Source organism: Mycobacterium sp. BMJ-28 (assembly GCF_054404835.1).
In genome coordinates this window covers 1,811,463-1,837,877 of sequence record NZ_CM136783.1, presented here as the reverse complement: position 1 = coordinate 1,837,877, position 26,415 = coordinate 1,811,463, and the positions used below count along the sequence as shown (strand labels likewise).

General features: G+C 66.7%; 18 protein-coding genes and 1 pseudogene. 9 read left to right on the top strand and 10 right to left on the bottom strand.

Annotated features, from left to right (window positions below; translation table 11 throughout):
• Nucleotides 1-189: 189 nt before the first annotated feature.
• Genes ACXPWS_RS09150 through ACXPWS_RS09140 form a run of 3 tightly spaced genes read right to left on the bottom strand, consistent with a single transcriptional unit; the run spans nucleotide 190 to nucleotide 1,909 of the window.
• Nucleotides 190-1,320 (bottom strand): hypothetical protein, encoded by a 1,131-nt coding sequence (locus ACXPWS_RS09150; RefSeq protein WP_458712136.1) that lies wholly within the window; start codon nucleotides 1,318-1,320, stop codon nucleotides 190-192.
• A complete protein-coding gene (locus ACXPWS_RS09145; protein ID WP_458712135.1) occupies nucleotides 1,317-1,673 on the bottom strand; it encodes a hypothetical protein in 357 nt (118 codons plus the stop codon). The genes ACXPWS_RS09150 and ACXPWS_RS09145 overlap by 4 nt, the downstream gene beginning before the upstream one ends.
• Entirely contained in the window at nucleotides 1,670-1,909 is a 240-nt protein-coding gene (locus ACXPWS_RS09140) for a hypothetical protein (protein ID WP_458712134.1), read from the bottom strand. Before ACXPWS_RS09140 ends, ACXPWS_RS09145 begins: the two co-directional genes overlap by 4 nt.
• 390 nt (nucleotides 1,910-2,299) lie before the next feature.
• Between ACXPWS_RS09140 and ACXPWS_RS09135 the strand changes: the two genes are divergently transcribed.
• A complete protein-coding gene (locus ACXPWS_RS09135; protein WP_458712133.1) occupies nucleotides 2,300-2,908 on the top strand; it encodes a hypothetical protein in 609 nt (202 codons plus the stop codon).
• Nucleotides 2,909-2,976: 68 nt separating this feature from the next.
• Nucleotides 2,977-3,513 (top strand): hypothetical protein, encoded by a 537-nt coding sequence (locus tag ACXPWS_RS09130; protein ID WP_458712132.1) that lies wholly within the window; start codon nucleotides 2,977-2,979, stop codon nucleotides 3,511-3,513.
• On the opposite strand, the gene ACXPWS_RS09125 is transcribed toward ACXPWS_RS09130, so the two are convergent.
• On the bottom strand, nucleotides 3,510-5,147 hold the full coding sequence (locus ACXPWS_RS09125) for a recombinase family protein (protein ID WP_458712131.1): 1,638 nt from the start codon (nucleotides 5,145-5,147) through the stop codon (nucleotides 3,510-3,512). The genes ACXPWS_RS09130 and ACXPWS_RS09125 overlap by 4 nt on opposite strands.
• Nucleotides 5,148-5,153: 6 nt before the next feature.
• On the opposite strand from ACXPWS_RS09125, the pseudogene ACXPWS_RS09120 reads away from it, so the two are divergent.
• A pseudogene (locus ACXPWS_RS09120) lies at nucleotides 5,154-5,216 on the top strand (peroxiredoxin); the annotation flags it as partial.
• On the opposite strand, the gene ACXPWS_RS09115 reads toward ACXPWS_RS09120, so the two are convergent.
• Entirely contained in the window at nucleotides 5,213-6,553 is a 1,341-nt protein-coding gene (locus tag ACXPWS_RS09115) for a M20/M25/M40 family metallo-hydrolase (RefSeq protein ID WP_458712130.1), read from the bottom strand. The pseudogene ACXPWS_RS09120 and the gene ACXPWS_RS09115 sit on opposite strands and share 4 nt — an antisense overlap.
• Before the next feature lie 48 nt (nucleotides 6,554-6,601).
• Between ACXPWS_RS09115 and ACXPWS_RS09110 the strand changes: the two genes are divergently transcribed.
• Nucleotides 6,602-7,240 (top strand): LysE family translocator, encoded by a 639-nt coding sequence (locus ACXPWS_RS09110; protein ID WP_458712129.1) that lies wholly within the window; start codon nucleotides 6,602-6,604, stop codon nucleotides 7,238-7,240.
• Between the two features lie 66 nt (nucleotides 7,241-7,306).
• On the opposite strand, the gene acpS is transcribed toward ACXPWS_RS09110, so the two are convergent.
• From acpS to ACXPWS_RS09095, 3 genes are all read right to left on the bottom strand, one after another.
• Complete coding sequence (gene acpS, locus ACXPWS_RS09105; RefSeq protein ID WP_024451064.1) at nucleotides 7,307-7,696, bottom strand: holo-ACP synthase AcpS; 390 nt, start codon at nucleotides 7,694-7,696, stop codon at nucleotides 7,307-7,309.
• A gap of 29 nt (nucleotides 7,697-7,725) precedes the next feature.
• On the bottom strand, nucleotides 7,726-16,953 hold the full coding sequence (locus tag ACXPWS_RS09100; RefSeq protein WP_458712128.1) for a fatty acid synthase subunit beta domain-containing protein: 9,228 nt from the start codon (nucleotides 16,951-16,953) through the stop codon (nucleotides 7,726-7,728).
• 561 nt (nucleotides 16,954-17,514) lie between these two features.
• Nucleotides 17,515-18,237, bottom strand: coding sequence for a glycoside hydrolase domain-containing protein (locus ACXPWS_RS09095; RefSeq protein WP_458712127.1), 723 nt, complete (start codon nucleotides 18,235-18,237; stop codon nucleotides 17,515-17,517).
• A gap of 164 nt (nucleotides 18,238-18,401) precedes the next feature.
• Here ACXPWS_RS09095 and ACXPWS_RS09090 point away from each other — a divergent pair, with 164 nt between their 5' ends.
• The 4 genes from ACXPWS_RS09090 (at nucleotide 18,402) to ACXPWS_RS09075 (ending at nucleotide 22,371) form a co-directional block, all read left to right on the top strand.
• Nucleotides 18,402-19,502, top strand: a complete 1,101-nt coding sequence (locus ACXPWS_RS09090) for an ABC transporter ATP-binding protein (RefSeq protein WP_458712126.1) — start codon at nucleotides 18,402-18,404, stop codon at nucleotides 19,500-19,502.
• Between the two features lie 9 nt (nucleotides 19,503-19,511).
• The gene (locus ACXPWS_RS09085; RefSeq protein ID WP_458712125.1) at nucleotides 19,512-20,714 is read left to right on the top strand and encodes an ABC transporter substrate-binding protein; all 1,203 of its coding nucleotides are present in this window, start codon (nucleotides 19,512-19,514) and stop codon (nucleotides 20,712-20,714) included.
• A 68-nt stretch (nucleotides 20,715-20,782) separates the two neighbouring features.
• The gene (locus ACXPWS_RS09080) at nucleotides 20,783-21,571 is read left to right on the top strand and encodes an ABC transporter permease (RefSeq protein ID WP_458712124.1); all 789 of its coding nucleotides are present in this window, start codon (nucleotides 20,783-20,785) and stop codon (nucleotides 21,569-21,571) included.
• A 44-nt stretch (nucleotides 21,572-21,615) separates the two neighbouring features.
• Nucleotides 21,616-22,371 (top strand): ABC transporter permease, encoded by a 756-nt coding sequence (locus ACXPWS_RS09075; RefSeq protein ID WP_458713470.1) that lies wholly within the window; start codon nucleotides 21,616-21,618, stop codon nucleotides 22,369-22,371.
• Nucleotides 22,372-22,374: 3 nt separating this feature from the next.
• Here ACXPWS_RS09075 and ACXPWS_RS09070 read toward each other — a convergent pair whose 3' ends face one another.
• Complete coding sequence (locus ACXPWS_RS09070) at nucleotides 22,375-22,962, bottom strand: MerR family transcriptional regulator (RefSeq protein ID WP_458712123.1); 588 nt, start codon at nucleotides 22,960-22,962, stop codon at nucleotides 22,375-22,377.
• Nucleotides 22,963-23,299: 337 nt separating this feature from the next.
• Here ACXPWS_RS09070 and ACXPWS_RS09065 point away from each other — a divergent pair, with 337 nt between their 5' ends.
• The gene (locus ACXPWS_RS09065) at nucleotides 23,300-24,577 is read left to right on the top strand and encodes an MFS transporter (RefSeq protein WP_458712122.1); all 1,278 of its coding nucleotides are present in this window, start codon (nucleotides 23,300-23,302) and stop codon (nucleotides 24,575-24,577) included.
• On the opposite strand, the gene ACXPWS_RS09060 is transcribed toward ACXPWS_RS09065, so the two are convergent.
• Nucleotides 24,574-26,238, bottom strand: a complete 1,665-nt coding sequence (locus tag ACXPWS_RS09060) for an alpha/beta hydrolase fold domain-containing protein (protein ID WP_458712121.1) — start codon at nucleotides 26,236-26,238, stop codon at nucleotides 24,574-24,576. The two genes, ACXPWS_RS09065 and ACXPWS_RS09060, sit on opposite strands and share 4 nt — an antisense overlap.
• Nucleotides 26,239-26,415 lie beyond the last annotated feature (177 nt).

Here is a 26,415-nt window from a genome sequence, read left to right as displayed (position 1 = left end):
CAATAGGTCGCTCATCCGCGTATCCGGGGTCCCACGGTTCCATTGGTCTATCACGTGTCTCGACACCGTCATCGACACTGTTGACGCCGATCTCAGCAAGCCCGACCTCGTCAGCCGAGGGTGCGAAGGTGTCCGGGAGGCTCTCCGGCTCGATCTCCGAAAGGTCGTCAGGTGTCCTCGTCGTAGAGGTCACGCGGTCATCCCTTCTGGGTTGTACGCATTGGGGTATGCAGCCCGGTTGGCGGTCTGGCGCTGTTCGATACGGCTGACGTGCCCGACCAAAGCACCTGCGCAACCGAGAAATTCAGCGAGAGCGTCCACAGGTGGATACGCCGCACGCAACCAACGGTGCGGCTTGCCGGGAAGTTTCACCGCGAGGCAGTTGTCAAACAACCGACCGAGGGCTGTGTCAACAGCTCTACGCGTCAGCCCTGTCTCTCCGGCCAGGTCTGCGGCAGACTTCCCGGTATGGTCCGAATCGTCATCTCGGTCTCGGATCGACGCCGGGTCAGCCAGCGCGAAGACAGCATGGCCGGGATGTTCGGGGAGCTGCTGCCAGACGCGGTACGCGGACTGCCCGAGCCCCCCGGACTTCGGGGTCCGGTGGGTCCAGATGTCATGGTCGGACAGGTCGACCTCGTACACCGTGTCACCCAATTGGCACATGTGGCGCAATGAGTGTTTGCCGGTATTCATTGAGTCACTTATGCCTTTTGGGTTGTAGGCACCGTTTGAAGCGGTGCCGTGTGTTGGTTTCCAGTACAGGTTCACCGCGTATCTGCTGGTAGACCGGCGGGAAGTGCGCCGGTCCCGCCGCTCTACTCGTTGCAATAGGCCGATCCCCACAAGATCGGCCAGTGCTCGTGCTGCCGTCTTCGCAGACGTTCCCGGCATGTACTTCGCCAGCTCGTAACTCGACACCGTGCGGGTGTAGCAGTTGCGATCCCGGCAGAACGCGACGAACGCCAGCGCCGCCGCACGGTTGCGGTTTCCTGCGCGCCCGCCCCACGCTGCCGCCGCGATCCGGTCCAGAAGATCGGAGAGCATGTCATCAAGCTCAAACGGCTTGGACCGTTCCGCGCGGTCCCACGCGCTCGCAATGTGCTTGCGTTGAGCTGTCGCCGGATCGCTCGTGCTCCCTGTGTACGACGCCCATAACCCCGACGCCGTGACCCACCTCCGGTAGTCCGCTTCCGTACCGCCCGCGTTGCGAATCCGGTTGGCGATCGGAAGCAGTTCCTTGCCGACCCACGTCCCGTTGACGTGCTCGGCGTGTAGCAGCCGCAGCGTCGTCACATCGGGTTGAAACTCAGAAGTCACGCAGCAGCTCGGGCGTCCGAGTCGTCCAGCCGGTAGACGGCGTGCTCCGCACGGAACCACACCATGTTTTCGTCTTCGACCGTCAGCCGGTTGATCGGCTCAGCCTCCCCGACGATGTCCCGGACCGGCTGCAACCATTCGTCGTCCGCCGGGACGATGAGGCTGCGATACACGTGGACCTCGTTACCGACGACGTGGGCGTAGAGCAAGCAATCCTGCGCTACCAGTTCGATGGCGTCATTGAAGTCGGTGCCTGCTTGTTCAGTGAAAATCGTTCTTGTCCTTAGTATTTGAAAGTATGTGATGAGGAGAGCCGCCCGCAAAACACGGGCGGCATCTCGCTGGCCGGTCAACTCAGGCGATGAAGCGGTGCCAGGTAGAGGGATTCGATGTCCTCTGCCAGGAGGAGTACCTCGCAGCGCACCGAGCCGGTCGAGTCCTCTTTGAGCGATCCAGGCTTGATGCGGATCAGGTTGCTGAAACGCTGCGCGTCTGGCTTAAGCACGATTGCCGACACCTTGTTGTACTTCCGATCAGTGTGGTTGATCGCGATGGAGTCGAGCGTCGAAGTTACGGCTTTGCTTCCCATTTTTATTGTCTCCCATTGATTTTGATTGATCGTGTTAGTTCCGTCGATGCTGGACCACTACCGCGTCGCTGCCTGCCTTCTCGGGCGTTCCTGGTCGTCTCGATTCCGGTCGAGACAGCCTTGTCGTGGGGTCATGGCGTATCTGAGAACCAACGCTCGCCCGACTCGTATCTGTCGCGGGTACTGCTCACTCTGTGTAGTTGTTCGGGCCACCACGCCGCCTTGGTGGCGGGTGCGACATCCGGGCGAAAGCCGGGGCCGGTGGTCCTACTTGTTTCGTTGTGGTTGCCGTTTCCGACACGAGTCAGCGTAGCTAGACTCAACAGATTGTGTCAAGACATGATGAGTCACATCCTGTTGTGGACGCGATGACTTGGTACGCTCCCCGGCATGATCGAAGCTAAAGCGCATTCAGTCATGCGACCCGTTGGGGATGACTGGGTGGTCGTGATGACCTGGCCTGCGGGAGTTGAAGACGGCGGACCTGCCGAACTGACGATCAGGCCCGTCGAGGGCTATCCGGTCGGCGGTCTGTCTTCAACCGTTCTGCGGCTGATCGACTTCAAAGATGCAATCGAGCAGCTACGGCACCAAGTGCGGATGGATGCGCGCAGGAACCGGGCACGCGAACGGGAGCAACAGGCCGTAGCCGAGTGGCGCGCCAAGCGGTTGCAATCCACACTGGCAGGCGGCGCGGGTGAGGACGAGTATCTCGTCCTACTGTCGAGCGAGTACCTACGCGCTGTGCAGCGCGGGCAAACCAAGGTGAACGAGTTCCTGGCCGAAATGGCGGGGAATCTCCCGGTCAGCACCATTCGAGGCCACCTGTGGCAGGCGAGGAAACGGGGACACATCAGCGCCAGCCCAGGCAAGAAGGGTGGCGAGTTGTCGGACGACGCCAAAGTGATCCTAGAACGGATCGAAGCGGATTCGGCGGACTCGTACCTCGCGGCACTGGAGAGCGCGCAGCGACGACCCAAGCGAACGCCTCAGGGCTGACACACCGGCAATGCAAAGCGTTGCAGTCCTGGGGATTTCGTACGGTGTCAAGTATCTATCCTCTGGGGATGACCAAACGAATACTGATCACCGGTGCGGTAAGCCCGAAACTCTGCAACAAGGCATTGGCGTGGCTATTGGAGTCCGTAGCCGAGACCCGGCCGGACGAGATTGTCTGCACCGAAGCATCGCCGGGTCTGCTAGACCGGCTCCGGGAAGCGTACGACGGACCTGTGGGGGTCCACAGCGGCACTTTCGAGCCACACCACAACGTCACGGAGCTACCCGCGCTCTACGACATCGCACCGGGATGGGTCAGCCTCGACAAATCGGATAGCGCGGACGAAAGTCCAATAGCGGGCAACACGGCTCTGAGAGCCGTCAGGAGACTGGGAAAATCCGTCGTGGTGGGCAGTACCGGACGACTAGGGATGGTCACGGAGAGCAAGGGCTACCGGGGCGAGATCACGTCTCAGAGCACCGGCCTGGAAGTCGGCAACCTGGCCGACTTACGAGGCACCACACACACAGGGACGCAACGAGGGTTTGGCCTGTTGACGGTCGATGGCGACCATGTCCAGTCGGAATGCCGCAGGGCCGTCTAGCGGCTGGCGAGCATCTCTCGTATCTCGCGTTCCTCGTCGGTCAATACCGTCTCTGGCCACGATGACGGCACGCGAACCTCGGTGATCAGGGCCTTGGTCGATTCGGAGGTGCCGTACGGCAGGAGGTAGATGACGAGCCGTACCCCCGCGTCCCGCAGCACCTGGCGGCGGTCGGTTGTTGTGTCGTCCCACAGTTCCCGGTACGTCCTGCCGGTTCCGACGAGATCCCACCGTGCCGGAACCACTGTGTTCGCCGTCAACTCAGCCTTGCGCGCCACAAGCGCAATCAGACGAGACCGATACAGCGATTCATCGTCTACGAGACCGTTGTCGGACTCCCACCGCAGTCGCTCTAGCGACTGCTCGGTCTGGGCAAGCTCATCGGAATGATCTTCGCCAGGGACAAACACCCGGCGTTCCATCTCCCGGTGGCCGTAGTCGAGCAGGAACCGTTCCTCTAGGTACGCCGTAACGTCGTCAAGACGCATGGCTCCCCGGCAGGCGGTCGCAGACCGGCCACAACGCACGTAGGTGTGCACCTTGCCGCTGGACGACTTGCGGCGGTGCAGGGTCAGCGCATAACCACACTCCGGGCAGTCACACCGTGGCCCCGTGTACGGTCCCCGTGGACCGGGGACGCCAGAGTATTCGCAATCGGGCGTATGCAAGATGGCGCCACAGTATCCGATGCCAGACAACGGGTTTGGTGTCACCTGCCGGCGCTTTCCGCTGGCTGTGCGCTGCGCTAACGCATCCTGTAGTTGCGTCCACTGGGCCTGATCAAACGTCGGATCTGCCATACGGATCGGTTGCCCTTCGGCATCCAATACGAGCTTGTCCCCCGAAACGCGGAACCCTTGGATACGCGGGGAGGTGAGTATCCGTTTCAGCGTCGATACCGACCACTTGCCCTTGCCCGTGGCCTTCGCCCGGTTCGATTGCCGCCCGGTGTCGTTGAGCCACCGGACAAGCTCTGTCATGGAGTAGTTATCCACCACCAGCTTGGCGTGTATCTCGTGCAGCAGGGCGTACCCCTCCGGGTCGCGCGCCAACGCCTTGCCCTTGCCGCTCGGATGCGGCACCGTTTGGAAGCCCAACGGGGCCACACCGTGACTTACCCGGTCGGTCATCTTGAGCACCGCCAGCCGGTCGGTGGCGCGCGTTTTGAACCGCGACAGCTCGATGGCCGCGAAGAACGAACCGACATAGATAAAGAACTCGCTCATCATCTGGTCGAGCGAGTCGCCCGCCGGATGCAGATAGTCCAGGATGATCCCGTCGCCGGAGAACGCGAGAATCTTCCGGTTGTCCTTGGTCCACTGCGCGAAGTCAACACAGTCCTTAGTCGACCGGAACGCACGGTCGATCTTCGAGAACACCAGCACGTCCCACTCGTGTAAGCGTTCGGGTGCCAGCCACTCCCCTAGCTCCGGACGCTCGAACGGCGTCGTCTTCCCTGCTGAGACCCCCAGGTCCTGGAACGTGCCGACAACCTCGAATCCACGAGACTGCGCCCAGCGCACGCCCTCTTCGGTCTGCGCGACATGCGACACCTTGCGAGTGTTCGCCTTGTCATCGTCCAGGTGAGAGACCCGCGCGCCCACGATGGCGCGCAGCGTGCGCGTGTTGTCCATAGTGCAGCACAGTACAACGTCAAGGCCACCGGTCACGTCGCCAAGCTGCGCCGGGACATCTCGGTCTAGGAGCCCGTTCCGGACCCCAGCGACCCCAGCAGCAGCGCCTCGGCCGTCGCCGCGCGTTCCAGCACGCCCAGGTGCAGGCTCTCGTTGACGCTGTGGGCCTGGGTGCCCGGGTCTTCCACGCCGGTCACCAGAATTTTCGCGTCCGGGAAGGCGGTGGCGAACTCGGCGATGAACGGGATGGATCCGCCCATGCCCATGTCGACGGGTTCGCGGCCCCACGCGGCGCGGAAGGCCGCACGCGCGGCGTCGTACACCGGCCCGCTGGCGTCGATCGCATAGGGCTGACCGACGTCGCCGGGCGTGACCGTGACGCGCGCCCCCCACGGCACGTGTTCCTCAAGGTGGCGGGTCAGCGCCTGCAGGTGAACCTTGGCGTCGCCGCCGGGGGCCACCCGCATGCTGATCTTGGCCCGCGCCCGCGGGATCAGCGTGTTCGACGATTTGCCGATCGGGGTGGTGTCGATCCCGATCACGGTGATCGCGGGTTTTGCCCAAAGTCGTTGCACCACCGAGCCGGAGCCTATCTGCGATACCCCGTCGAGCAGCCCGGAATCGGCGCGCACCCGCTCGTCGGAGAACTCGACATCGGCGGCGCCGCCCTCATGCAGACCGGCGACGGCGACATTGCCCGCATCATCGTGCAGGCTGGCCAGCAGCCGCACCAGCGCGGCCAGCGCGTCCGGTACGACACCTCCCCACAACCCGGAATGCAGGCCGTGATCCAGGGTGGCGACCTCGACGACGCAGTCGGCCAAACCTCGCAGCGACACCGTGAGCGCCGGGATCTCGGTGCTCCAGTTGTCCGAGTCGGCGATGACGATGACGTCGGCGGCCAGCAGGTCGCGATGAGCGTCCAGCAATGCCCCCAATGACGGCGAGCCGGATTCCTCTTCACCCTCGACGAACACCGTCACCCCGACGGGCGGATTGCCCCCATGCGCCCGGAACGCCGCCAAATGCGTTGCGATACCGGCCTTGTCGTCCGCGGTACCACGACCGTAGAGCCGGCCGTCGCGCTCGGCCGGCTCGAACGGCGCCGACGCCCACTGCGCGGGATCGCCTTCGGGCTGCACATCGTGGTGGGCGTACAGCAGCACCGTCGGTGCCCCTTCGGGCGCGGGATGGCGCGCGATGACCGCGGGCGCTCCCCCTGCGCTGACAATCCGGACATCACCGAAACCGGCTTCCGCCAACAGCTTTGCCGTCAACTCGGCGCTGCGCTGCACCTGGTCGCGGCGGGCCGGATCGGCCCACACCGATTCGATGCGCACCAACTCTTCGAGATCGCGCCGCACCGACGGCAGGATCTCCCGGACGCGTTCGACAAGATCGGTCATGGCGTCGAGCGTAGTGCGCCCTCGCAGCACCCGGCGTATTGTCACCGCATGCCGTCGATGGGTCATTTGCTGGCGTTCGGGTTGATCTCATTTCTGGTGATCGTGGTGCCAGGGCCCAGCGTGCTGTTCACCGTCGGCCGGGCGTTGACGGTCGGTCGGCGCCAGGCGTTGTTGACCGTCGCGGGTAACGCGATGGGCGCCTACGTCCAGATCCTCGCCGTGGCCGTGGGCGCCGGTGCACTCATCTACGCTTCATCGCTGGCATTCAGCATCATCAAGTTCGTCGGCGTGGCCTACCTGATCTACCTTGGCGTCCAAGCCATCCGGCATCGGCACGCCCTCGGTGAGGTGCTCGCCGGCGGCGCATCGGCGCTGCGCCCGAGCCGGGTGCTGGCCGACGGTTTCGTCGTCGGGATGACCAACCCCAAGACGATCGTGTTCTTCGTCGCCGCGCTGCCGCAGGTGGTGGACCCCGCGGCCGGACACGTGACGACCCAGATGCTCGTGCTGGGAATGGTGTTCCTGGCCATCGCGGTGATCTCCGACAGCGTCTGGGCGCTGGTCGCCGGGCTGGCCCGGGACTGGTTCGCGCAATCCCCACGCCGGATCGCCGCCATCGGCGGTGTCGGTGGATTGGCGATGGTCGGCCTTGGGGTCAGCCTGGCCGTCACCGGCCGCAAGGACTGAGCGCCCCAGAATGCCAACCGCGAGCGGCGTGTCGTGTACCGACACGGCCCGCTCGCGGAAGGGAACTCAGGCCTCCAGAACCGCGACGGCTGCCGCGGTGTCCGCCTCGTGGGTGAGCGACAGGTGGATGGTCACATCCTTGAGGTGCTCGGCGATGGCTCCGGTCAACCGGACCTTCGGCCGACCCCACATATCGGTGATGACCTCGATATCGCGGTGGATACCTTCGGGCAGCATCGGGCGCTTGGAGAACCGTGACCCCGACCAGGCCTTGATCACGGCCTCCTTGGCCGCCCACCGCGCCGCGAGGTGACGCGCCGCCGACGAACTCTTGTCCGCGGCGTCGCGCCGTTCCCCCGGCGTGAAGGTTTCGGCGAAGACGGTGCCCGGCTGGTCCACCTGTTCCGCGAAATCCGGAATCGATACCAGGTCGATGCCGACCCCAACTATGCCCATACCCCGAACGCTATCCGATGCGTCTGCGCTCATTTCGAGTAGTGGCCATCGGCACCGAGGCGAGCCGCAGGATCGAGCAGCATCGCCGCTTCCTGAGGCTTCTCCGGGGTGTCACCGCCGAAGCGGCGGTCGGCCGGCTTCTCATACAGCGACGGTCCACCGGCGATCGCCGAAGCCAGCTTGCGCTGACCGTTCAACACGCGGTCGTTGGCTCGCGCCTGGTAGTCGGCCCGCTGATCGGCCGGCAGTGCCGCCAGCAGCGCCTGCGGATGCACCAGCGCCACCAGACCCGACACGTGACCGAACCCGAGGCTGGTCACCAGACCGGCCTTGAGCGGGAACTTCTCCTTCAGGTGCAGCGGCTCGCGAACCCAGACGAAGTGCTGTGCGTGCGACAGTTCGTCGTCGACGCAGTCCAGGCTGCGGTTCGGCGGAATGACACCGTCGCGCAGGATCTGGCACAGCCCCATCATCTGGAACGCCGCCGCACCACCCTTGGCGTGACCGGTCAGGCTCTTCTGGCTCACCACGAACAGCGGCGCACCCTTCGAGCGTCCCATCGAGGCCGCGAGCCGCTCGTGCAGCTCGGTCTCGTTGGGATCGTTGGCCAGCGTGGAGGTGTCGTGCTTGGAGATCACCGCGATGTCGTCGGGGCCGACACCGAGCTTGGCCAGCGAGCGCGCCAGCCGGGACTCGCGTCCACCGCGGCCGGCACCGAGGGCTCCCAGGCCGGGGGCCGGGATCGAGGTGTGCACACCGTCGCCGAACGAGGAGGCGTAGGCGACGACGGCCAGCACCGGCAGACCCATCTGCACCGCGAGATCACCGCGGGTCAGCAGAATCGTTCCGCCGCCCTGTGATTCGACGAAGCCGAGGCGTCGACGGTCGTTGGCGCGGGAGAACTTCGAGTCGCTGATGCCCTTGGCGCGCATCATCTCGGTGTCCGCGGTGGCCGACATGTCGCCGAAGCCGATGATGGCCTCCAACGTCAGGTCGTCGTAGCCGCCTGCGACCACGAACTCGGCCTTGCCCAGGGTGATCTTGTCGACACCCTCCTCGACCGACACCGCGGCCGTCGCGCAGGCGGCGACCGGGTGGATCATCGAGCCGTAGCTGCCGATGTAGGACTGCACGACGTGGCCGGCGAAGACGTTCGGCAGCACCTCCTGCAGGATGTCGTTCGGCTTGCTCTTACCCAGCAGGTTGCCGTGATACATGGTCTGCATCGACGTCATGCCGCCCATGCCGGTGCCCTGCGTGCTGGCGACCAGGCTCGGGTGCACCCACCGCATCAGCTCGGCCGGGCTGAAGCCGGCCGACAGGAACGCGTCCACGGTGGTGACCAGGTTCCACAGCGCCACCCGGTCGATCGAGCTGGCCATGTCCGGCGACACGCCGTAGACCTGCGGATCGAAACCGGTCGGGATCTGCGCACCGACGGTCCGGGACAGCTTCACCTTGCGCGGCACCCGGATCTCGGTACCCGCCTTGCGGGTGACCTGCCAGTCCGCACTGTCGGCCACCGGCGCGATGACGGTGTGCTCGGGATCGAACTGGACGAACGCCCTGGCGTCCGCCTCGGACGACACCACGAAGGTGAAGTCCTTGTCCAGGAACACCGAAACCAGCAGCGGCGCAGCATGATCGGGATCGATCGCACCGTCGTCCACCCATTCCCGGATGCCGACCCGTTCCACTACCGCGTCGTGGTAGCGCTCGACGAGTTCACCCTCGTCGACCAGGTCACCGCTGGCCGTGTCGTACCAACCCGGCTTCGGGTCGTCCTCCCACTTCACCAGACCGGTGGTCCACGCCAGCTCCAGCACGCCCGCGGCGGACAGCTGTCCGGAGACCTCCATCTCGAACCGGGTCCGCGACGAGCCGTACGGTCCGAGCTCGGCGCCACCGACGATGACCACCATGTCGGCGGGGTCGACGTCGAGGTCGTCCCATGCCGGCGGCGGGGCGGCCTGGTAGCCACGCGGCGGTGACGGCAGCGCGGCGATGGTGCCTGCGCCGTCCTCGTCCTCGTCGCTCTCCTCTGCCGACTCGGCGAGCATCTCCTCGCGGGCCTTGGCGGCCAGTTCGGCCATGTCGAGCTCGACGTCGCCAAGCCCGCCGGTCAGGTCGACCTCGATCGGCTCGCGGGCGGCGGCCACCTTGGACTCGATATCGCAGAGCGCCAACAACATCGACGCCATCTCGGCGGTCGTGTAGGTGGTGACGCCGGCTTCCTCGACGGCGCCGACGATCGCGTCGTTGTGGCCCATCAGGCCGGTGCCCTTGGTCCAGCCGATCAGTGCGTGTGCCAGCGAAACGCGCTGCGCCCAGGATGATTCCGCCTTCCAGCGGGTCACCACCGCGTCGAGCGCGGACTTGGACTCGCCGTAGGCGCCGTCACCGCCGAACATGCCGCGGTTGGGCGAGCCCGGCAGCACCACATGCAGGCGCGAGGCGATATCACGCTCGGAGCCCAGGTGCGAGAGCCCACCGATGAGCCGCTGAACGGCCCACAGCAGGACCTTCATCTCCATCTCCGAGCGCGCACCGGCCTCCGACATGTCCCCGGCCACGCGCGGCGCGGCGAACGGGAACAGCAGTGTCGGGGTCTGCGCGTCCTTGAGGTGGATCGCTTTGGGCCCGAGGTTCTCGGTCTGCTCGCTACCGACCCACTCGACGAGTGCGTCGATATCGCTGTAGGACGCCATGTTGGCCGGCACGACCCACAGGGTGGCGTCGAAGCGGGCGTGGTCGCGGTACAGCGTGCGGTAGAACGCCAGCCGGTCGTCGTCCAATCGGGACGTGGTCGCGATGACCGTCGCCCCGCCTTCGAGCAGCTGGGCGGCCACCGACGCGGCGATGGAGCCCTTCGAGGCACCCGTCACCACGGCGACTTCGTTTGCGTACCCGCCCTTTTCGGGGTTCTCGGCACCGGCGGCGGCGCGGCCGTACAGCGAGGCGTGGGTGAGCCGACCGGCGGCCAGCGCGCGGCCCTGCCACCAATTGGCCTGCGTGCCCACGACGTTGCCTGCGCCTTCGAAGCGCTGTGACAGCCGCTCCCAGTCGCCGTCGATCTCGCTCTCGTCGAGCAGCCACAGCTTGGCCAGATCCTCACGTGCACTCGCCCACCGGTCGTCGAACACGACGGCCTTGCGGCCGTCGAACACCGGCGCCACCAGACGCGGCCAGTCCGAACCGAGTTCGGTGGTGACCAGGTCGATCAGCTCGGCATCGCTGACGGATTCGGCCGCGCTGACCGGCTGGTCCAGGCCGAGCTCACTGAGCACCAACCGGGCGGCCGAGGCCAGCACACCGTTGGGTCCGGTGACCTGCGCGGCGAATTCGCCGAGCGCCGCGGAGTCCACGACTCCGCCACCGGCGGCCCCGGAGGACGGCAGGCTCACCGAGATGCCCTTGCGGGCACCGACCGCGAGCACCGCGGCATCGATGACCTTGTCCACCGAGGCGGCATCGGCCAGGGCGCCGTCGTGCAGGCCACCCAGGCTGCCACCGCGGACACTGGATCCCTCGCGGGTGCCCAGCGCCACCTCTGCGGTGACCTGCTTGGCCCAGCCGGGTCCGAGTTCCCATGTCTTGGTGACGCGTTCGGTGATGTAGGCCGGACGCTTGCCGGACGGGCCGAACACGGTCCGCAGCTGATCGTTGATGGCGTCGGAGAGCACCGGGCCGAACGGCTTGTACGTCCGGGCCAGCTTGGTGACCTGAGCCTTCAGGCCCGACAGATCGGCCTCGGCCGCACCGTCGATGGCACCGAGGTTCAGCTCGGAGCCCAGGTCGACCAGCAGCTGGTTGCGCCGCGAGGACGCACCGTCGGTGATCGACTCGATGGAGTCCAGCGGCTCGATCTGCTCGGTCCGCATCTTCGCCGACAGCGCGATCAGCGTCAGGGTCGCATCGGCGGCGTCGTACCCGATGTCGTCGGGACGCGGTCCACCGCTGGGGGCGGCAGCCGGGGCCGGAGCCGCCGCGGGTGCGGCGGCCGCAGCTTCGGGTGCCGCGGCCTCGGGAGCGGCCGAAGGAGCGTCCTCCTCGGGCTCGGGGTCGGTGTCGGTGGCGAACAGCACCGCGGCGTCACGCTCGGCGTTGAGCACCTCGGTGGTGTTGTGCGAGTACTCCGGCAACTTCAGCGTGTTGGTCGCCAGGCCGGCCACGGTCGGGGCGGTCTTCACGCCGATCTCGACGAACCGCTCGACACCGAGACCGCCGGCGGCTTCCTCGATGAACAGCAGGTCCTGGGTCTCGATCCAGCGCACCGGGCTGGCGAACTGCCAGGCCAGCAACTCGATGACGACCTTGCGGCACAACGCTTCCGGCTTCTCGTTGAGCCAGGTGTCGTAGTCGGCAAGGACTTCGTCGAGCGGCTCGGCGGGCACCAGGTCGCGGATCTCCTGGATGAAATCGCGGTCCAGGGTGAACGGCCGGGGCACCAGGTTCGGGATGTAGCGGCCGACGATGAGCGCCGGATCCTGACCTTCGGGCATGACCCGCTCCAGCGCACGGCGGAAGTCGGCGACACCGACGCGCAGCACCTCGGAGTGGAACGGCACATCGATACCGGGGACCAGGATGAACGACCGCTTGCCGCCGCTGATCTCACGGCGCCGCTCGATCTCCTCCTCCAGCGCCTCCAGGCCACGCACCGTGCCGGCGATCGCGTACTGCGAACCACGCAGGTTGAAGTTCACGATCTGCAGGAATTCACCTGTGCGCTCGGCGATCTCGGCGACGAAGGCGGTGACGTCATCATCGTCGAGGTCGATCTGCGACGGGCGGATCGCGGCCAGCCGGTAGTTGGACCGGCCCTTCTCGTCACGCGGCACGATGTCGTGCATCTTGCTGCCGCGGTGAAACACCACCTCCAGCAGCGCTTCCAGCTTGTAGACCCCGGAAACGCAAGCCAGCGCGGTGTATTCGCCGACGGAGTGGCCACACGCGATGGCGCCCTCGACGAACGCGCCCTGCTCGCGCATCTCGGCGACCTGGGCCGCGGCCACCGTAGCCATGGCGACCTGGGTGAACTGCGTCAGATACAGCACGCCTTCGGGGTGGTGGTAGTGCACGCCGGAGGCGATCAGGCTGGTCGGGTTGTCCCGCACCACGTGCAGCACCGAGAAGCCCAGGGTGTCGCGGGTGAACTTGTCCGCGGTGTCCCAGATCTTGCGCGCCGCCTTGGACCGGGCCCGCACCTCCATGCCCATGCCCTTGTGCTGGATGCCCTGGCCGGGGAACGCATACACCGTCTTCGGGGCGGCCAGCTGCGCGGTGGCCGACATCACCAGGTCGCCGCCGACCTTCGCGGTGACCTCGATGATCTCGGCGCCGCGGTCGATGCCGACGCGATCCACCCGGAAGTCGATCTCGTCGCCCGGCAGCACCATGCCCAGGAACCGCGAGGTCCAGCCGACCAGACGAGCCGGCGGGGTGGCGCGGCCATCGGTGGCGGTGACCACGTGTTGCGCGGCGGCCGACAGCCACATGCCGTGCACGATCGGGCCTTTCAGCCCGGCCAGCAGGGCGGCTGCCCGGTCGGTGTGGATCGGGTTGTGATCACCGGAGACCACCGCGAACGCGCTCATGTCGGTCGGGGCGGTCACGGTGACGTCGCGACGACGGCGTCGGGGGGTGTCGGTGGCGTTGTCGGTGATGGCACCCCCGGCGCGCGGCGGGTCGGCCAGCTCGGCCGCGCCGTTGCGCCCGCGGATGGCGAAGCGCTCCTGCAGGGTGGCCAGCACGGTGCCCGCGGTATCGGTGATGGTCACCGACACCGGCACCACGCGGCCGTACTCGGTATCGCTGGCCGGCTCAGCCGTTGCGGTGACGGTCAATTCGGCCGTCGTCTTGGGCATCGGCGCCAGCAGGTGCGCGGCGTGGTCCAGGTGCACCAGGCTCAGCAGGCCCTCGACCACCGGGAACTCGTCGGCGGTCACGGCCGAACCGATGACGGAGAACACCGCGGGCCAGGTGCGGCCGACCAGGGCGTCCGGCACCAGGGTCAGGCCCGGGGCCAGCGGTGCGCCGAAGGTCGCGGTGACACCGGTGTGGTCGGCCACCTCTTCGGGATCCCAGCCGACGGTAACCGTGGCCGTGTTGTCCACCACGGCGGGAAGCGATTCCGCGCCGTCGACGCCGGCGGCGATCGCCAGTACGGCACGCATGGCGGCCGAGGCGTCCTCGGTGGTCACCACCGGCATACCGCCGTTGACCGTGGCGGCCGGCAGCGTCAGCTTGATCTCGATCCAGATGTCGCTCAGCGGCACGCTCAGCGTGACACCGTCTTCGGTGAGCTCGATACGTGAACCGGTGGACGGGTGTACCGCAGAACGGTTTTCGTTGACCTGCCACTCGCTCGGCGCACCGATGCGGTGCACCGGGTTGATCGCGGTCCGGCCGGCCCACAGCACGTCGGGCGAGTCGAGCACCACGGCGATCGGGCCGACTACATCGGCGCGGGCCTGCCGGCGGGACACCACGGGCACCGGCTCGGCGCCGGTGGCCACCACCTCGTCGATGGCGGCTTGCTCGAACCGGTCCAGCAGTTCACCGACCGGCTCGTCCACCCGGGTGATCCCGGCGACGGCCTGGGTGCCGGGGATGATGCACACCTGGTCGGCGCTGTAGCGGGCGTCGTGCGCCTGCCACAGCGAGTCGCTGCGCCACCAGCGCCGCACGTCCTTGTCGATGACCGGCACGAAGTTCACCGGCTTGCCCGGCGTCTTGCACAGGGTGATGAAGAACGGCACATCGGCCGGGTGCAGCTTGACGGTCTCGGCGTCCGGGTAACGCGCGAGCAGCGCGGCCCGCGCGGCGGCCGGATCTTCCAGCAGCGCCGTGTCCGCGAACAGCGTGTCGATGGGACCGGAGTCCTGCGGATGCAGGCGGGCCTCGGCGCGCTTGAGCATGCCCTCGTAGCGGTCCCGCCAGGTGCCGTCCAGCCACGGCGAGTCCTCGCGCTTGGTGTCGGCGGTGGAATCGCCTGCGCCGATGGCCAATTCGACGTAGCGATCCAGCCACTGCAGATAGGTCAGGTCGGACAGGTCGCCGAAATAGGGCTTGGCGGTGTCGGCCATCGCGGCGATGATCTCGTCGCGTCGCTCGGCGACCGCGTCGGCGTCACCGGCGACCTCGTCGAGCAGGCGACCGCAACGCGAGGCCGTGTTGTCGATCTCGTGGATGTCCGCGCCCAGCTGGCTGCGCCCGGAAGCCATGCCGCCCTGCGCTTTTCCGGCCCCGACCCAGATGTCGGTGCCGTTGGTGTCCACCAGCAGCTGCTTGACCGCAGGCGAGGTGGTGGCCTCCAGGGTGGCCATGGCGGCGGTGCCCACCAGGATGCCGTCGACCGGCATCAGGGGGAAGCCGTAGGTTTCCGACCACCGGCCCGACAGGTACTCCGCGGCACGCTCGGGGGTGCCGATGCCGCCACCGACGCAGATGGTGATGTTGGGCAGCTTGCGCAGATCGGCGTAGGTCGCCAGCAGCAGGTCGTCGAGGTCCTCCCACGAGTGGTGGCCACCGGCGCGACCGCCCTCGATGTGGGCGATGACATCCTTGCCGGGCACCTCGGCCGCGATCTTGATGACGGACTTGATCTGGTCGATGGTGCCGGGTTTGAACACCACGTGGGTGATCCCGATGCCGTTGAGCTCGTCGATCAGGTCGACGGCTTCTTCGAGTTCGGGGATACCGGCGGTGACGATGACACCGTCGATGGGTGCGCCGGCCTGGCGGGCGCGCTGCACCAGGCGGCGGCCGCCGAGCTGCAGCTTCCACAGGTACGGGTCCAGGAACAGCGAGTTGAACTGGATGGCGCGGCCCGGCTCCAGCAGCTGGGTCAGTTCGGCGATGCGGCCGTCGAAGATCTCTTCGGTGACCTGCCCGCCACCGGCGAGCTCGGCCCAGTGGCCGGCGTTGGCCGCGGCGGCGACGATCTTGGCGTCCACCGTCGTGGGGGTCATACCCGCGAGCAGGATCGGCGAGCGTCCGGTGAGGCGGGTGAACTTGGTGGACAGTTTGACCGACCCGTCGGGCAACGTGACGGTCGACGGTGCGTAGCTGCTCCACGGCGCGGGCACATCGGGCACTGCGCCGACGGTGAACAGGCTGCGCTGGCCGGCACGGGTGGCGGCGGCAACGATGCCGATGCCCAGACCGCGGATCACGGGGGCGGTCAGGCGGGTGACGGTGTCGGCGGGTCCGAGGTCGATGATCCAGCGCGCGCCGGCCTGGGCCAGGCCCTCGACATCGTCGACCCAGTCGATCGGCTGGACGAAGATCGACTCGGTCATCCGGTGGGCGAGCTCGGTGTCGATGCCGATCTGGGCTGCCCAGCGGTCGACCAGGGCGACGCCGTCGGCCAGCCGCGGGGTGTGGAAGCCGACCTCGACCTGGACCGGGTTGAACACGGGGGCGAAGATCGCGCCGCCGCGCAGCTTGTTCTTGCGCTCGGCCTCTTCCTTCTCGGTGATCTTGGAGCAGTACAGCTCGAACCGGCCCAGCTGTTCGGGGGTGCCGGTGATGACGACCGCGCGGCGGCCGTTGCGGATGGACAGCACCGGGGGCAGCACGGTGCGCACGTCGGTGGAGAATTCTTCGAGCAGTTCGGCGATGCGGTCGGGGTCGACGTTGGTCACCGACACCATCGGCGTCTTGTCGCCGCGGCCGACCATGCCGCGCCTGCGGGACATCAGCGAGCCGGCGGCACCGATCAGCTGCAGCAACGCCAGCAGTTCGGCGTCGCGGGTGCCCTTGGCCTTCAGCGACTCGACACCGAGGATGCCCTGTGAGTGGCCGGCCATGGCGACCGGCGGGGTGCCGTACAGGTCCAGGCCCTGACGGGTGAGCGCCCGGATGGCGGCGATCTGGGTGAGCAAGATGCCCGGGCCGGAGATCGCGGCGGTGGTGAGCTGCTTGATGGCCGGCAGCGGCTCCTCGGCGGCCAGCGCCCGGACCCACTGCAGCGGCTCGAAACCGATCGGACGTACCACGACGAGTTCGCGCGCGACCGGCTCCAGCAGCATGGCCGCTTCGGTGACCAGTTCGCTCAGTTCGGATTCGATGCCTGCGGAGCTGACCAGTTCTTCGAGGCTTTCCAACCAGGAAGCGCCCTGCCCGCCGAACGCGACCGCGTAGGGCTCGCCGGCGTTGAGCAGATCGACGAGCGCATGTGCACCCGACAGCGATGCTCCCCCGAGGCTGCTCTTACCGTTGGCGGTCACCCTGTCGTGTTCATTGATCGTCACGTCTTGCCATCTCCCTCGGTACTGATCTCTTCGCGCGTCTGGCTGATGGTGCCGGTCACGCCGCGCCATCGCGGCGGATTCCGGTCGAGCCCGCGCGGTGCGGGCCCCGGCGATTCGGCACTGAATCTCCACAAGCTCCCGGCCGGCGCCGCCTGCTGGCATGGTCAGGGGTTACACCCCGGTGTTCGACTCACCGGGTGCGACCCACCGGGCCAGGCCCAGCCGTGCAGCGCAGCCGTACTAAGAGTGTCATAAGAGCTAGGGTGATTTTCCGCCCTCAAATGGTTACTGGCGAGTTCTACGCTCGAGTAACCACGACTCCGATAACACCGGTTCACATGGTGACCGAAGCCCAACGGGACAAATGTCCTGTTGGCAGGTGGTTACGGTCGGGTAGCTATAACTTCCCAGATCAAAGCTGCATTGTTATCAAATCGTTATGTCTATTTCCCGCGGTCCGCGCGGTTTTCGATGCGATCGACAGTTTGGTCAGAAGTGTCTAGAAATCGTCGCCAGCGATCGAAAAAAGTTTGCTGGTTATTATTACTGATCGGTAAGGTTTTAGTCCCACTGCCCGAAGGACGGCTTCAGGATGTGGTTGACGTCCACGCCGACACCGCCGACCGACCGCTTGTCGATCTCCACCTGGTGCAGATGCGCGGCGGGATGGGCCACCCGGCCCGGTGAACCCCAATTGTGCTGCCAGAAGTACGAACCCAGGCCATCCTGTACGGCCCATTCGATGGTCTTGGAGTTGGCGTAGACGCCGGTCCGCTGATGACCCACCACCGCTTCCCAGCCCTTCAGATAGGGCGCGACCTGCGCCTTGTACTGGTCGTAGCTGGGATCATCGTCGATCGAGGCGTAAACGGGCGCGCCGACCGGCCCACCCGCAGCGGTGTGCAACTGCCAACCGCGTTTGGCGTGTGTCACGCCCGCGTTCTGGCCGCCCAGCCAGTCGGCGGTGTCCGCTTTGCCGTACTGGTAGCAGGAGACGATCTTCAACCCGGCCTGGTACAGGTCACGGGCTTCGGGCAGTTGGATCGGCTTGCCGAGCATCCACTGGCCGTCGGGGCGCCGGTCGGAGACGTAGCGGATCGCACCGATCGCCCCGGAGGCCCGGATATCGCCGGCCGGTATGACGCCTGCCGCGTAGTCGAGCAGCACGCCCAGCGGAGCTGCGGTCGCTTGCGGGGCAACCACGGCGGCCAGGACGCCGCCCATGCCGAGGACCGCCGGCGCCGCGGCAGCGTATTTGAGCAGATCGCGGCGCGAAATTGACACGATCATCAGAATATGACAACTGCCTCATAATCATCACCAACCCCGCCGGTCACAGATGCACCAGGATCCCGCGCGGCTGGCGGAAACCGTGCCTGTGCCAGCGCACAGACACGGAATCCGCACTTACGCTGCGGTTTGACCGGCGGATCCATACGATCGCAACCATGCCCGCACCGATATCCGGTCTCGCCGAGGACCCGGGCCTCAGCGCCGGTGTCATCTCGACGGGTGATCCGGGTATCGAACTGGTCGGGGTCAGAAAGGTGTTCAGGGGCCGCCACCATGAGGTCGTCGCCGTCCAGGGCGCGGATCTGACGGTCGCCGACGGGGAGCTGTTCGCCATCCTCGGACCGTCCGGGTCGGGAAAGACCACCGTGCTGCGCATGGTGGCCGGATTCGAACAGCCCACCGCAGGCAGCATCCGGCTGGGCGGCACCGACGTCACCGGCGTGCCGGCCCAACGCCGGGACGTCAACACCGTGTTCCAGGACTATGCACTCTTCCCGCACATGACGGTGGGCCAGAACATCGAGTACGGGCTGAAGGTGCGCGGGGTGGACAAGGCACAGCGGCGCCGTCGCGCGGCCGACGCCCTGGACATGGTGCGGCTGGCCGAGCACGGCAACCGCCGTCCCGAACAGTTGTCCGGCGGTCAGCGTCAGCGGGTTGCCCTGGCCCGCGCGTTGGTCGGCCGCCCGCGGGTGTTGCTGCTCGATGAACCGCTCGGGGCCTTGGACCTCAAACTCCGCGAGCAGATGCAGGTCGAGTTGAAGGCGATCCAGCGCGACGTCGGCATCACCTTCGTCATCGTCACCCACGATCAGGACGAGGCGCTCACCCTGTGCGACCGGCTGGCCGTGTTCAACGCCGGCCGCGTCGAACAGGTCGGCGCGGCGCGCGAGGTCTATGAGGCGCCGGCGAACCGTTTCGTCGCCGATTTCGTCGGGACCGCCAACGTCTTCGACGGGCCTGCGGCGCAGGCACTCCTCGGCCGGGCCGGCACGTTTGCCGTGCGGCCGGAGCGCATCTCGGTGTTTGCCCCGGGTGGCCCGGTGCCCGCGCCGGCCGGTGCGCGCACCATCGAGGCCACCGTGGCCGAGATCATCTACGCCGGCCCACTCACCCGCGTGACGTCCACGGCCGGGGATACGACGCTGACCGCGACGGTGCTCACCTCCGCCGGCACCACGCTCGCCGGCCTGTCGCACGGGTCCCCCGTCGTGCTGTCCTTCCCCGACTCCGCCGTCCACCACCTGCAATCCTGAGGAGGCCGCATGTTCAACACCTCGATCCGCACCGGGTTCGTCCTGGCCGCGACCGTCGCGCTGGTTGCCGCATGCTCGGGCGGTTCCGGTTCCGGTTCCGGTGGCGGTTCGGCCGGACAGGCCCCGCCGAAACTCGAAGCCCCCACCTCGGTCGGTGACGGCGAGGGCCAACTCAATCTGATCGCCTGGGCCGGCTACGCCGAGAACGGTTCCAACGACAAGGCGGTGGACTGGGTCACCCCGTTCGAGAAGGAGACCGGCTGCAAGACGAACGTGAAAGTCGGCAACACCTCCGACGAGATGCTGCAGCTTATGCGCACAGGGCAGTACGACGGTGTCTCCGCATCCGGTGACGCATCCCTGCGCCTCATCTACGGCGGTGATGTGGCTCCGGTCAACACCGACCTGGTGCCCAACTACTCGACCATCTCCGCGTTCCTCAAGGACAAGCCGTGGAATTCGGTGGACGGCAAGATGTACGGCATCCCACACGGCTGGGGCGCGAACCTGTTGATGTACAACATCGGCGTGGTCAAGGACGCGCCCGACTCCTGGGGCGCAGTCTTCACCGACGCGGCCAAATACAAGGGCCGGGTGACGGCGTACGACTCACCGATCTACATCGCCGACGCCGCACTGTACCTGTCCAAGACGAAACCAGAACTGGGCATCAAGAATCCGTACGCGCTCACCGCCGCGCAACTGGACGCGGCGACGGATCTGCTGAAGGCGCAACGGGAGAACGTCAGCGAATACTGGGCGGACTACACCAAAGAGGTGCAGTCCTTCGAATCCGGGACCTCGGTGATCGGCACCACCTGGCAGGTCATCGCGAACACCATCGGCGGCGACAACAAGGTCGCCGTCAACACCATCCTGCCGAAGGAAGGCGCCACCGGCTGGTCGGACACCTGGATGGTGTCGGCCAAGGCGGCGCATCCCAACTGCATGTACAAGTGGATGAACTGGATCACCTCCCCCGAGGTCAACGCCCAGGTCGCCGAGTACTTCGGCGAGGCGCCCGCGCAGACCAAGGCCTGCGAGCACACCCGCCAGCAGGATTTCTGCGACGTCTTCCATGCCACCGACTCCAAATATGCTGAGCAGATCCATTATTGGACGACACCACAGCGCAAGTGTGTCGACGGCAGCGGCGACAACTGCACGACCTACGATCAGTGGGTCGACAAGTGGCAACAGATCAAGGGGTGATCGGCCGCCGCGTCCGGCCGGGGCCGGGGCCGGGGCGAGCGAGGCGACGGGGACTGATACTGCTGTTGGTGCCGCCCCTTGCCTGGCTCACCATCGCTTACCTGGGATCACTTGCGGTACTGCTGATTTCGGCGTTCTGGAGTACCGACAGCTTCACCGGCGCCGTCACCCGCACGGTGACCACCGACAATCTGGTGCGGGTGCTCACCGATGCGGTGTTTCGGGCGGTCACCATGCGCACCCTGGGTATCGCCCTGGCGGTGACGGTGATCTGCATCGTGCTGTCGGTTCCGCTGGCGCTGTACATGGCGAAAGTCGCCTCGCCCCGTGTCCGGCTGATCCTGCTGGTCGCCGTGACGACGCCGCTGTGGGCGAGCTACCTGGTCAAGGCGTATGCCTGGCGCATGCTGCTGGCCCCGGACGGTCCGCTGGCCTGGGTCACCGGCGCCACCCCGGGTTACGGACTGACCGCGACCGTCATCACCTTGAGCTATCTGTGGTTGCCGTACATGGTGATCCCGGTCTTCGCGGCGTTCGAACGGGTGCCCGACGCCCTGTTGGATGCCAGCGCCGATCTGGGTGCCTCCGATGCGGCCACCCTGCGGACCGTGATGGCACCGTTGGTGTTTCCCGGTATCGCCGCCGGGTCCATCTTCACCTTTTCGTTGTCGCTGGGCGACTACATCGCGGTGACCATCGTCGGCGGCAAGACGCAGATGCTGGGCAACCTCATCTACGGACAGTTGGTGACCGCCAACAATCAGCCACTGGCCGCCGCGTTGTCCCTCATTCCGTTGGCCGCGATCGTCGCCTACCTGCTGGCGATGCGACGCACCGGCGCGTTGGAGAACGTCTAGTGCGCACCCGAGGGACCCGCTGGGCGTTGCGGTGCTGGACCGCCATGGTGCTGCTGTTCCTGTACATCCCACTGCTTCTGGTGGTGGTGAACGCATTCAACGCGTCGCGCACATTCGCCTTTCCGCCGACCGGTTTCACGCTGCGCTGGTGGGCCGATGCCGCACACAGCGCCGGCATGTGGCAGGCACTGGCCAATTCCGCGGTGGTCGGACTGGCCGCCACCGCCATCGCCCTGGTGCTGGGCACCATGGCCGCGTTCGCCGTGCAGCGTCACCGGTTCTTCGGCAGGCAAGCCGTGAGTTTCCTTGTCGTACTGCCGATCACCTTGCCCGGTATCGTCACCGGTATCGCGTTGAACGCGACCTTCACCTCCGCGCTGGGCATGACCCTGGGCATGGCGACGGTGATCATCGGGCATGCCACGTTCTGCATCGTGATCGTGTTCAACAACACGCAGGCCCGGCTGCGCCGGCTCGGCATCCACCTCGAGGTCGCCTCGGCCGATCTGGGCGCATCGTCGTGGCAGACGTTTCGCTACATCACGCTGCCGATGATGCGCGGTGCACTGGTGGCCGGCGCGATCCTGGCATTCGCGCTGAGTTTCGACGAGATCGTGGTGACCACGTTCACCGCGGGACCGGCAGTGCAGACGCTACCGATCTGGATCTTCGCCAACCTGTTCCGGCCCAACCAGGCGCCGGTGATCAACGTCGTGGCAGCAGCACTGACCGTGCTGGCGATCCTGCCGGTGTGGCTGGCGCAGCGTTTCGGCGGAGACCCGGCGACCACCCGGCTGTGAGGGTCAAGGCAGCTTGCCGGCCAGTCGGTCGGCCACCACCAGACGGCCCAGCGTGTGGTGATCGGCGGTGAAGCGACCGACTGCGGCATCGTCCCCGGCGGCCCAGACGACGGCCTCCCGAACCGTCGCCGACACCGTGTCGGCGACGCGCTGCACGTCGTCTTCGATCGCGGCGATCAGCGCCAGCATGAACCGCACGTACTCGCGTTGGTCTGGAACCCGCGCGACGATCGCGCCGATCGCCGGGTTGGCCCATGTCAGCCGGGCACCGTTGCGCCGCACCAGGCCCGCCGCCAGCAGTGCCGCCGACGCCGGACCGTCGGGTTCGACATCCAGGGTGAAGGCCTGCCGCGCCAAGCCCACGAATTCGGCGAGGCTGGTGCCGCTGCGCACCCCGTCGAAGAATTCCGCGATGTGCGCGGACGTGAACCCACGGCGCAGCAACTGATCGATGGTCCGTAACTGGACCAGGTGGCGGTCGTCGTATACGGCGACCCTGCCGTCCCGGCGCGGCGGATCCAGCAGCCCGCGTTCGCGATAGGCACGGATGTTGCGGGCGGTCACCCCGGAGATACGGGCGAGTTCAGCCACGCGGTAGTCAGGCAAAGTCGAGCCCCTGCCCACTGCCGCAACCCACCATGTCCACACTCTAGTCCGGGTTTGGAAGCAACGAGCGAATTCAAATGCGCCCCTATTCGAGCGACCAGCAAAGCGCAGTATGTCCGCCCACCTGCGTCAATTAGCGCATCTGGATTGCAAACCCGGCGACCGACGGACGATTCAGCCAACCCAGGCCCGCGATGCCCGCACCCCGGTGAGCAAATTCACCGGAAAACGATTGGCGATTCATCCGATCAATTTGGGACACTATGACCGGACAAATCCTTGCGTCCGGTCCCGTCCATTCCGCCGAAGAGAGGCTGCCGCTGTGCGTCCCTGGATCGTCTGGGCCACCGGGCTTCTCGCCTACGTCGTCGCCGTCCTCAACCGCACCACCCTCGGAGTCTCCGGGCTGGAAGCCGCCGATCGCTTCCACGCCAGCCCGAGCGTGCTGTCCAGCTTCGTCGTGCTGCAGGTCATCGTCTACGCGGGGGCTCAGGTGCCAGCCGGTGTGCTGCTGGACCGCTACGGCTCCAAGATCCTGATCGTGTCGGGTGCGGCCCTGATGGCGGCCGGTCAGTTGGCCATCGCGGTCACCGATTCGCTCCCGCTGGCACTGGGCGCGCGGGCGGTCGTCGGCCTCGGTGACGCCATCACCTTCATCTCGGTGCTGCGCCTGGTGCCGCATTGGTTCCCGCCCCGCCAGGTGCCCCTGCTCACGCAGTTGACCGGAATCTCCGGACAGCTCGGGCAGGTGCTTTCGGCCATTCCGTTCCTGTCGCTGCTCGGCGTCTCGGGCTGGACGCAGGCTTATCTTTCGGTGACCGCATTCGGCGTGCTGGCCCTGATCCTCACGGTGCTGATCGTGCAGAACACCCCGCACGGACGGCTGGTCACCACCGAGACCATGAACGTGCGCGACACCCTGGCCAGCGTGCGGACGGTGTGGCTGCGGCCGGGCACCCGGCTGGGGTTCTTCACCCATATGGGCACGCAGTTCTCGGTGACGATCTTCGCTCTGATGTGGGGGGTGCCCTACGTGACGGTGGCCCAGCACCAATCCCGCGCGGTGGCCGGCACCCTGTTGACCATCTCGGTCGGCACCGCCATCGCGGCCGGCGTCGTGCTAGGCGTCTTCACCGGCCGCTACCCGCACCGCCGGTCGTGGATGGTGCTCGGCATCATCGGCAGCAACGCCGCCATCTGGACGGTGGTGCTGGCCCTGCCCGGCCCGGCACCGCTGTGGCTGCTGATCGTGCTCATCGTGATCATCTCGGTCGGCGGGCCGGGTTCCATGGTGGGCTTCGACTTCGCCCGCACCTTCAACCCGAGCTCCACACTGGGCACCGCCCAGGGCATGGTGAACATGGGCGGCTTCCTTGCCTCGCTGATCCTGATGCAGGCGATGGGCTGGATCCTCGACGCCGCGGGCGGCTACTCCTTCGAGTCGTTCCACCTTGCCTGGACGCTGCAGTACGCCGTGTGGGTGCTGGCCGTCATCGGCATCCTGATCACCCGCAAGAAAGCGCGAAAGCTGATGGCCGAAGATGAGCGGGAACTGCTGGAGACCGTCGATTTCGGGACCACACACCCATCCGGCCGTTAAGTCGCCACCGGGATCAGTCCGAGCTGACGATAGATGTCCCGGCGGACCTTCGGCGCCTGTGAATTGATCGGCAGGCCGCCGAGCGGCCAATCGTGGATCTGCCCGGTACCCACCACCACGGAGATCGGCACGCCTTCGGCCACTGCCCGGTTGTAGAGCAACAGCGTGTCGGGCAGCAGGAACTCCGTCGACCCGACGTAGATGGTGGTCGGCGGGAGCGCTTGAAAGACCTCGGGTTCCATGAACAACGGGCTCAGGATCGGATCCCTGCGATCGGTGATGCCGTCGCTCCAGTGGCCGTTGGCGGCATAGAAGTCGAGGTTGTTCACGTCGATGATCGGGTCGTCGGTCTTCTTGATGTCGGGGTTCGACAAGGTCGCATCGGGGGCGAAGGAGATGAGCACCATGCTCGCCGGTATCGGCTCACCGCGCAGGATCAATTCCCGCACTGCCGACAGCGCCAGATTAGGGCCGGCCGAGTCGGCATAGACGCTGACGTTCTCCGCCCCGTGCAGCGCGATCTGATAGGACAGGAAATCAGCCATCCCGGGCACCACCTGCAGCGCTGTGCCGCCTTCGGTGGTAGCCAGCGGATACAGCGGCACCACGACCGTCGCACCGGTCTGCCGCGCCATGTTCGAATAGTCGATCCAGTGCGTCACGAGGGGCTGCAGGACGAACCCGCCGCCATGCACGGCCATTACCGTCTTGCCGGTGGGATCCGGCGGGGTGAATTCCCAGACCTTCCAGACATTTCCGGGTGCGACCTCGAAATCGGCCCGATGAACGTCGAGGCCGTACTTGACGAAGAACGGCGGATCGGAGCCGGCAATCAGCTTGGCGATCTCGCCGTAGATGTCGATGCCGATGATGTTGGACACCACTCGCGCCACCCGCATGGCGAACAGAGTCAGGCGGTCCGAAAACGTCGGCGGCGCGGTGTACGTCAACGAATTCTGCACCGCGGCGGCCTGCGCCTCCGGCGCCTCGGTCGCTGTCACGAGAGCCGTGGCGCCGATGGTCTGGCCGGTGGTCTGTGCGGCGGCCGCCCGATCGGTCGCCGACTGCCTGGCCTCGAACTCCCTTCGGGCACTGGCTAACATCGTCCAGAGTTGCGGCTCGGCGGCAGGCGATTGCGGACCATGCGATGCCCACGGCTTGAACAGGGCGCCGACGAATGACGACAGCGCACCGACCGCCGCGGTGACGACATTCGGCGCAGACCTCTTCGGTACCGGGACCGGATCGGCATCGCCAGCGGGATCCGATATGGTGCCCGCCACCGCTGTCATCGCCGGCTCGTTGTCGGCGGTCGGCGGAACCGCCGCGTCAATCTTGGTCGCAGAGCCGCCCGCCGTGGTGGTCGCACCCGGTGTCCGGTCCACCGCGACCGCCGGTTTACCGACCTCGGCGCGCGCATGGCTGCCGTGCGCGACGGTGGTGCCGCTCTTGGGGGTTGGGCGTCTGGAGCCCTCACTTTTCTTGGTTGCCGCGGTTGCGCCGCCGGTCTCGGTGCCGGTGTCAGCCGGATCTGCGTCCTTCGGCGGCCCAGCCGAATGATCCGTCTTCGGTGTCGCGTCAGGCGATTCCTTGGCCGCCGACGAGTCGCTCGGCGGGGAATGCGAGCCCGCCTCGTCGGCCCACGCGGGGCCGGCACCCAAACAAGTCACCGCCGCCGCACCGACGCACACCACAACAGTCAACTCCCCGACACGGCCCGCTTTCGACGTTCTCCCCATGGGTCTAGCTATAGCGCCCGCGACCTGTCGACGTATCAGCTTTCGCCGGATCTGTAATGCACAGTCGACGACCAGCTGGCAGTTCTTGCGTCCTTGCCG

What these genes read in the sequence shown, in the direction of transcription:
- ACXPWS_RS09140 (WP_458712134.1), bottom strand. Translation starts at nt 1,909, where the DNA reads ATGGGAAGCAAAGCCGTAACTTCGACGCTCGACTCCATCGCGATCAAC.
- ACXPWS_RS09135 (WP_458712133.1), top strand. Translation starts at nt 2,300, where the DNA reads ATGATCGAAGCTAAAGCGCATTCAGTCATGCGACCCGTTGGGGATGAC.
- ACXPWS_RS09130 (WP_458712132.1), top strand. Translation starts at nt 2,977, where the DNA reads ATGACCAAACGAATACTGATCACCGGTGCGGTAAGCCCGAAACTCTGC.
- ACXPWS_RS09125 (WP_458712131.1), bottom strand. Translation starts at nt 5,147, where the DNA reads ATGGACAACACGCGCACGCTGCGCGCCATCGTGGGCGCGCGGGTCTCT.
- ACXPWS_RS09115 (WP_458712130.1), bottom strand. Translation starts at nt 6,553, where the DNA reads ATGACCGATCTTGTCGAACGCGTCCGGGAGATCCTGCCGTCGGTGCGG.
- ACXPWS_RS09110 (WP_458712129.1), top strand. Translation starts at nt 6,602, where the DNA reads ATGCCGTCGATGGGTCATTTGCTGGCGTTCGGGTTGATCTCATTTCTG.
- acpS (WP_024451064.1), bottom strand. Translation starts at nt 7,696, where the DNA reads ATGGGCATAGTTGGGGTCGGCATCGACCTGGTATCGATTCCGGATTTC.
- ACXPWS_RS09090 (WP_458712126.1), top strand. Translation starts at nt 18,402, where the DNA reads ATGCCCGCACCGATATCCGGTCTCGCCGAGGACCCGGGCCTCAGCGCC.
- ACXPWS_RS09085 (WP_458712125.1), top strand. Translation starts at nt 19,512, where the DNA reads ATGTTCAACACCTCGATCCGCACCGGGTTCGTCCTGGCCGCGACCGTC.
- ACXPWS_RS09075 (WP_458713470.1), top strand. Translation starts at nt 21,616, where the DNA reads ATGGTGCTGCTGTTCCTGTACATCCCACTGCTTCTGGTGGTGGTGAAC.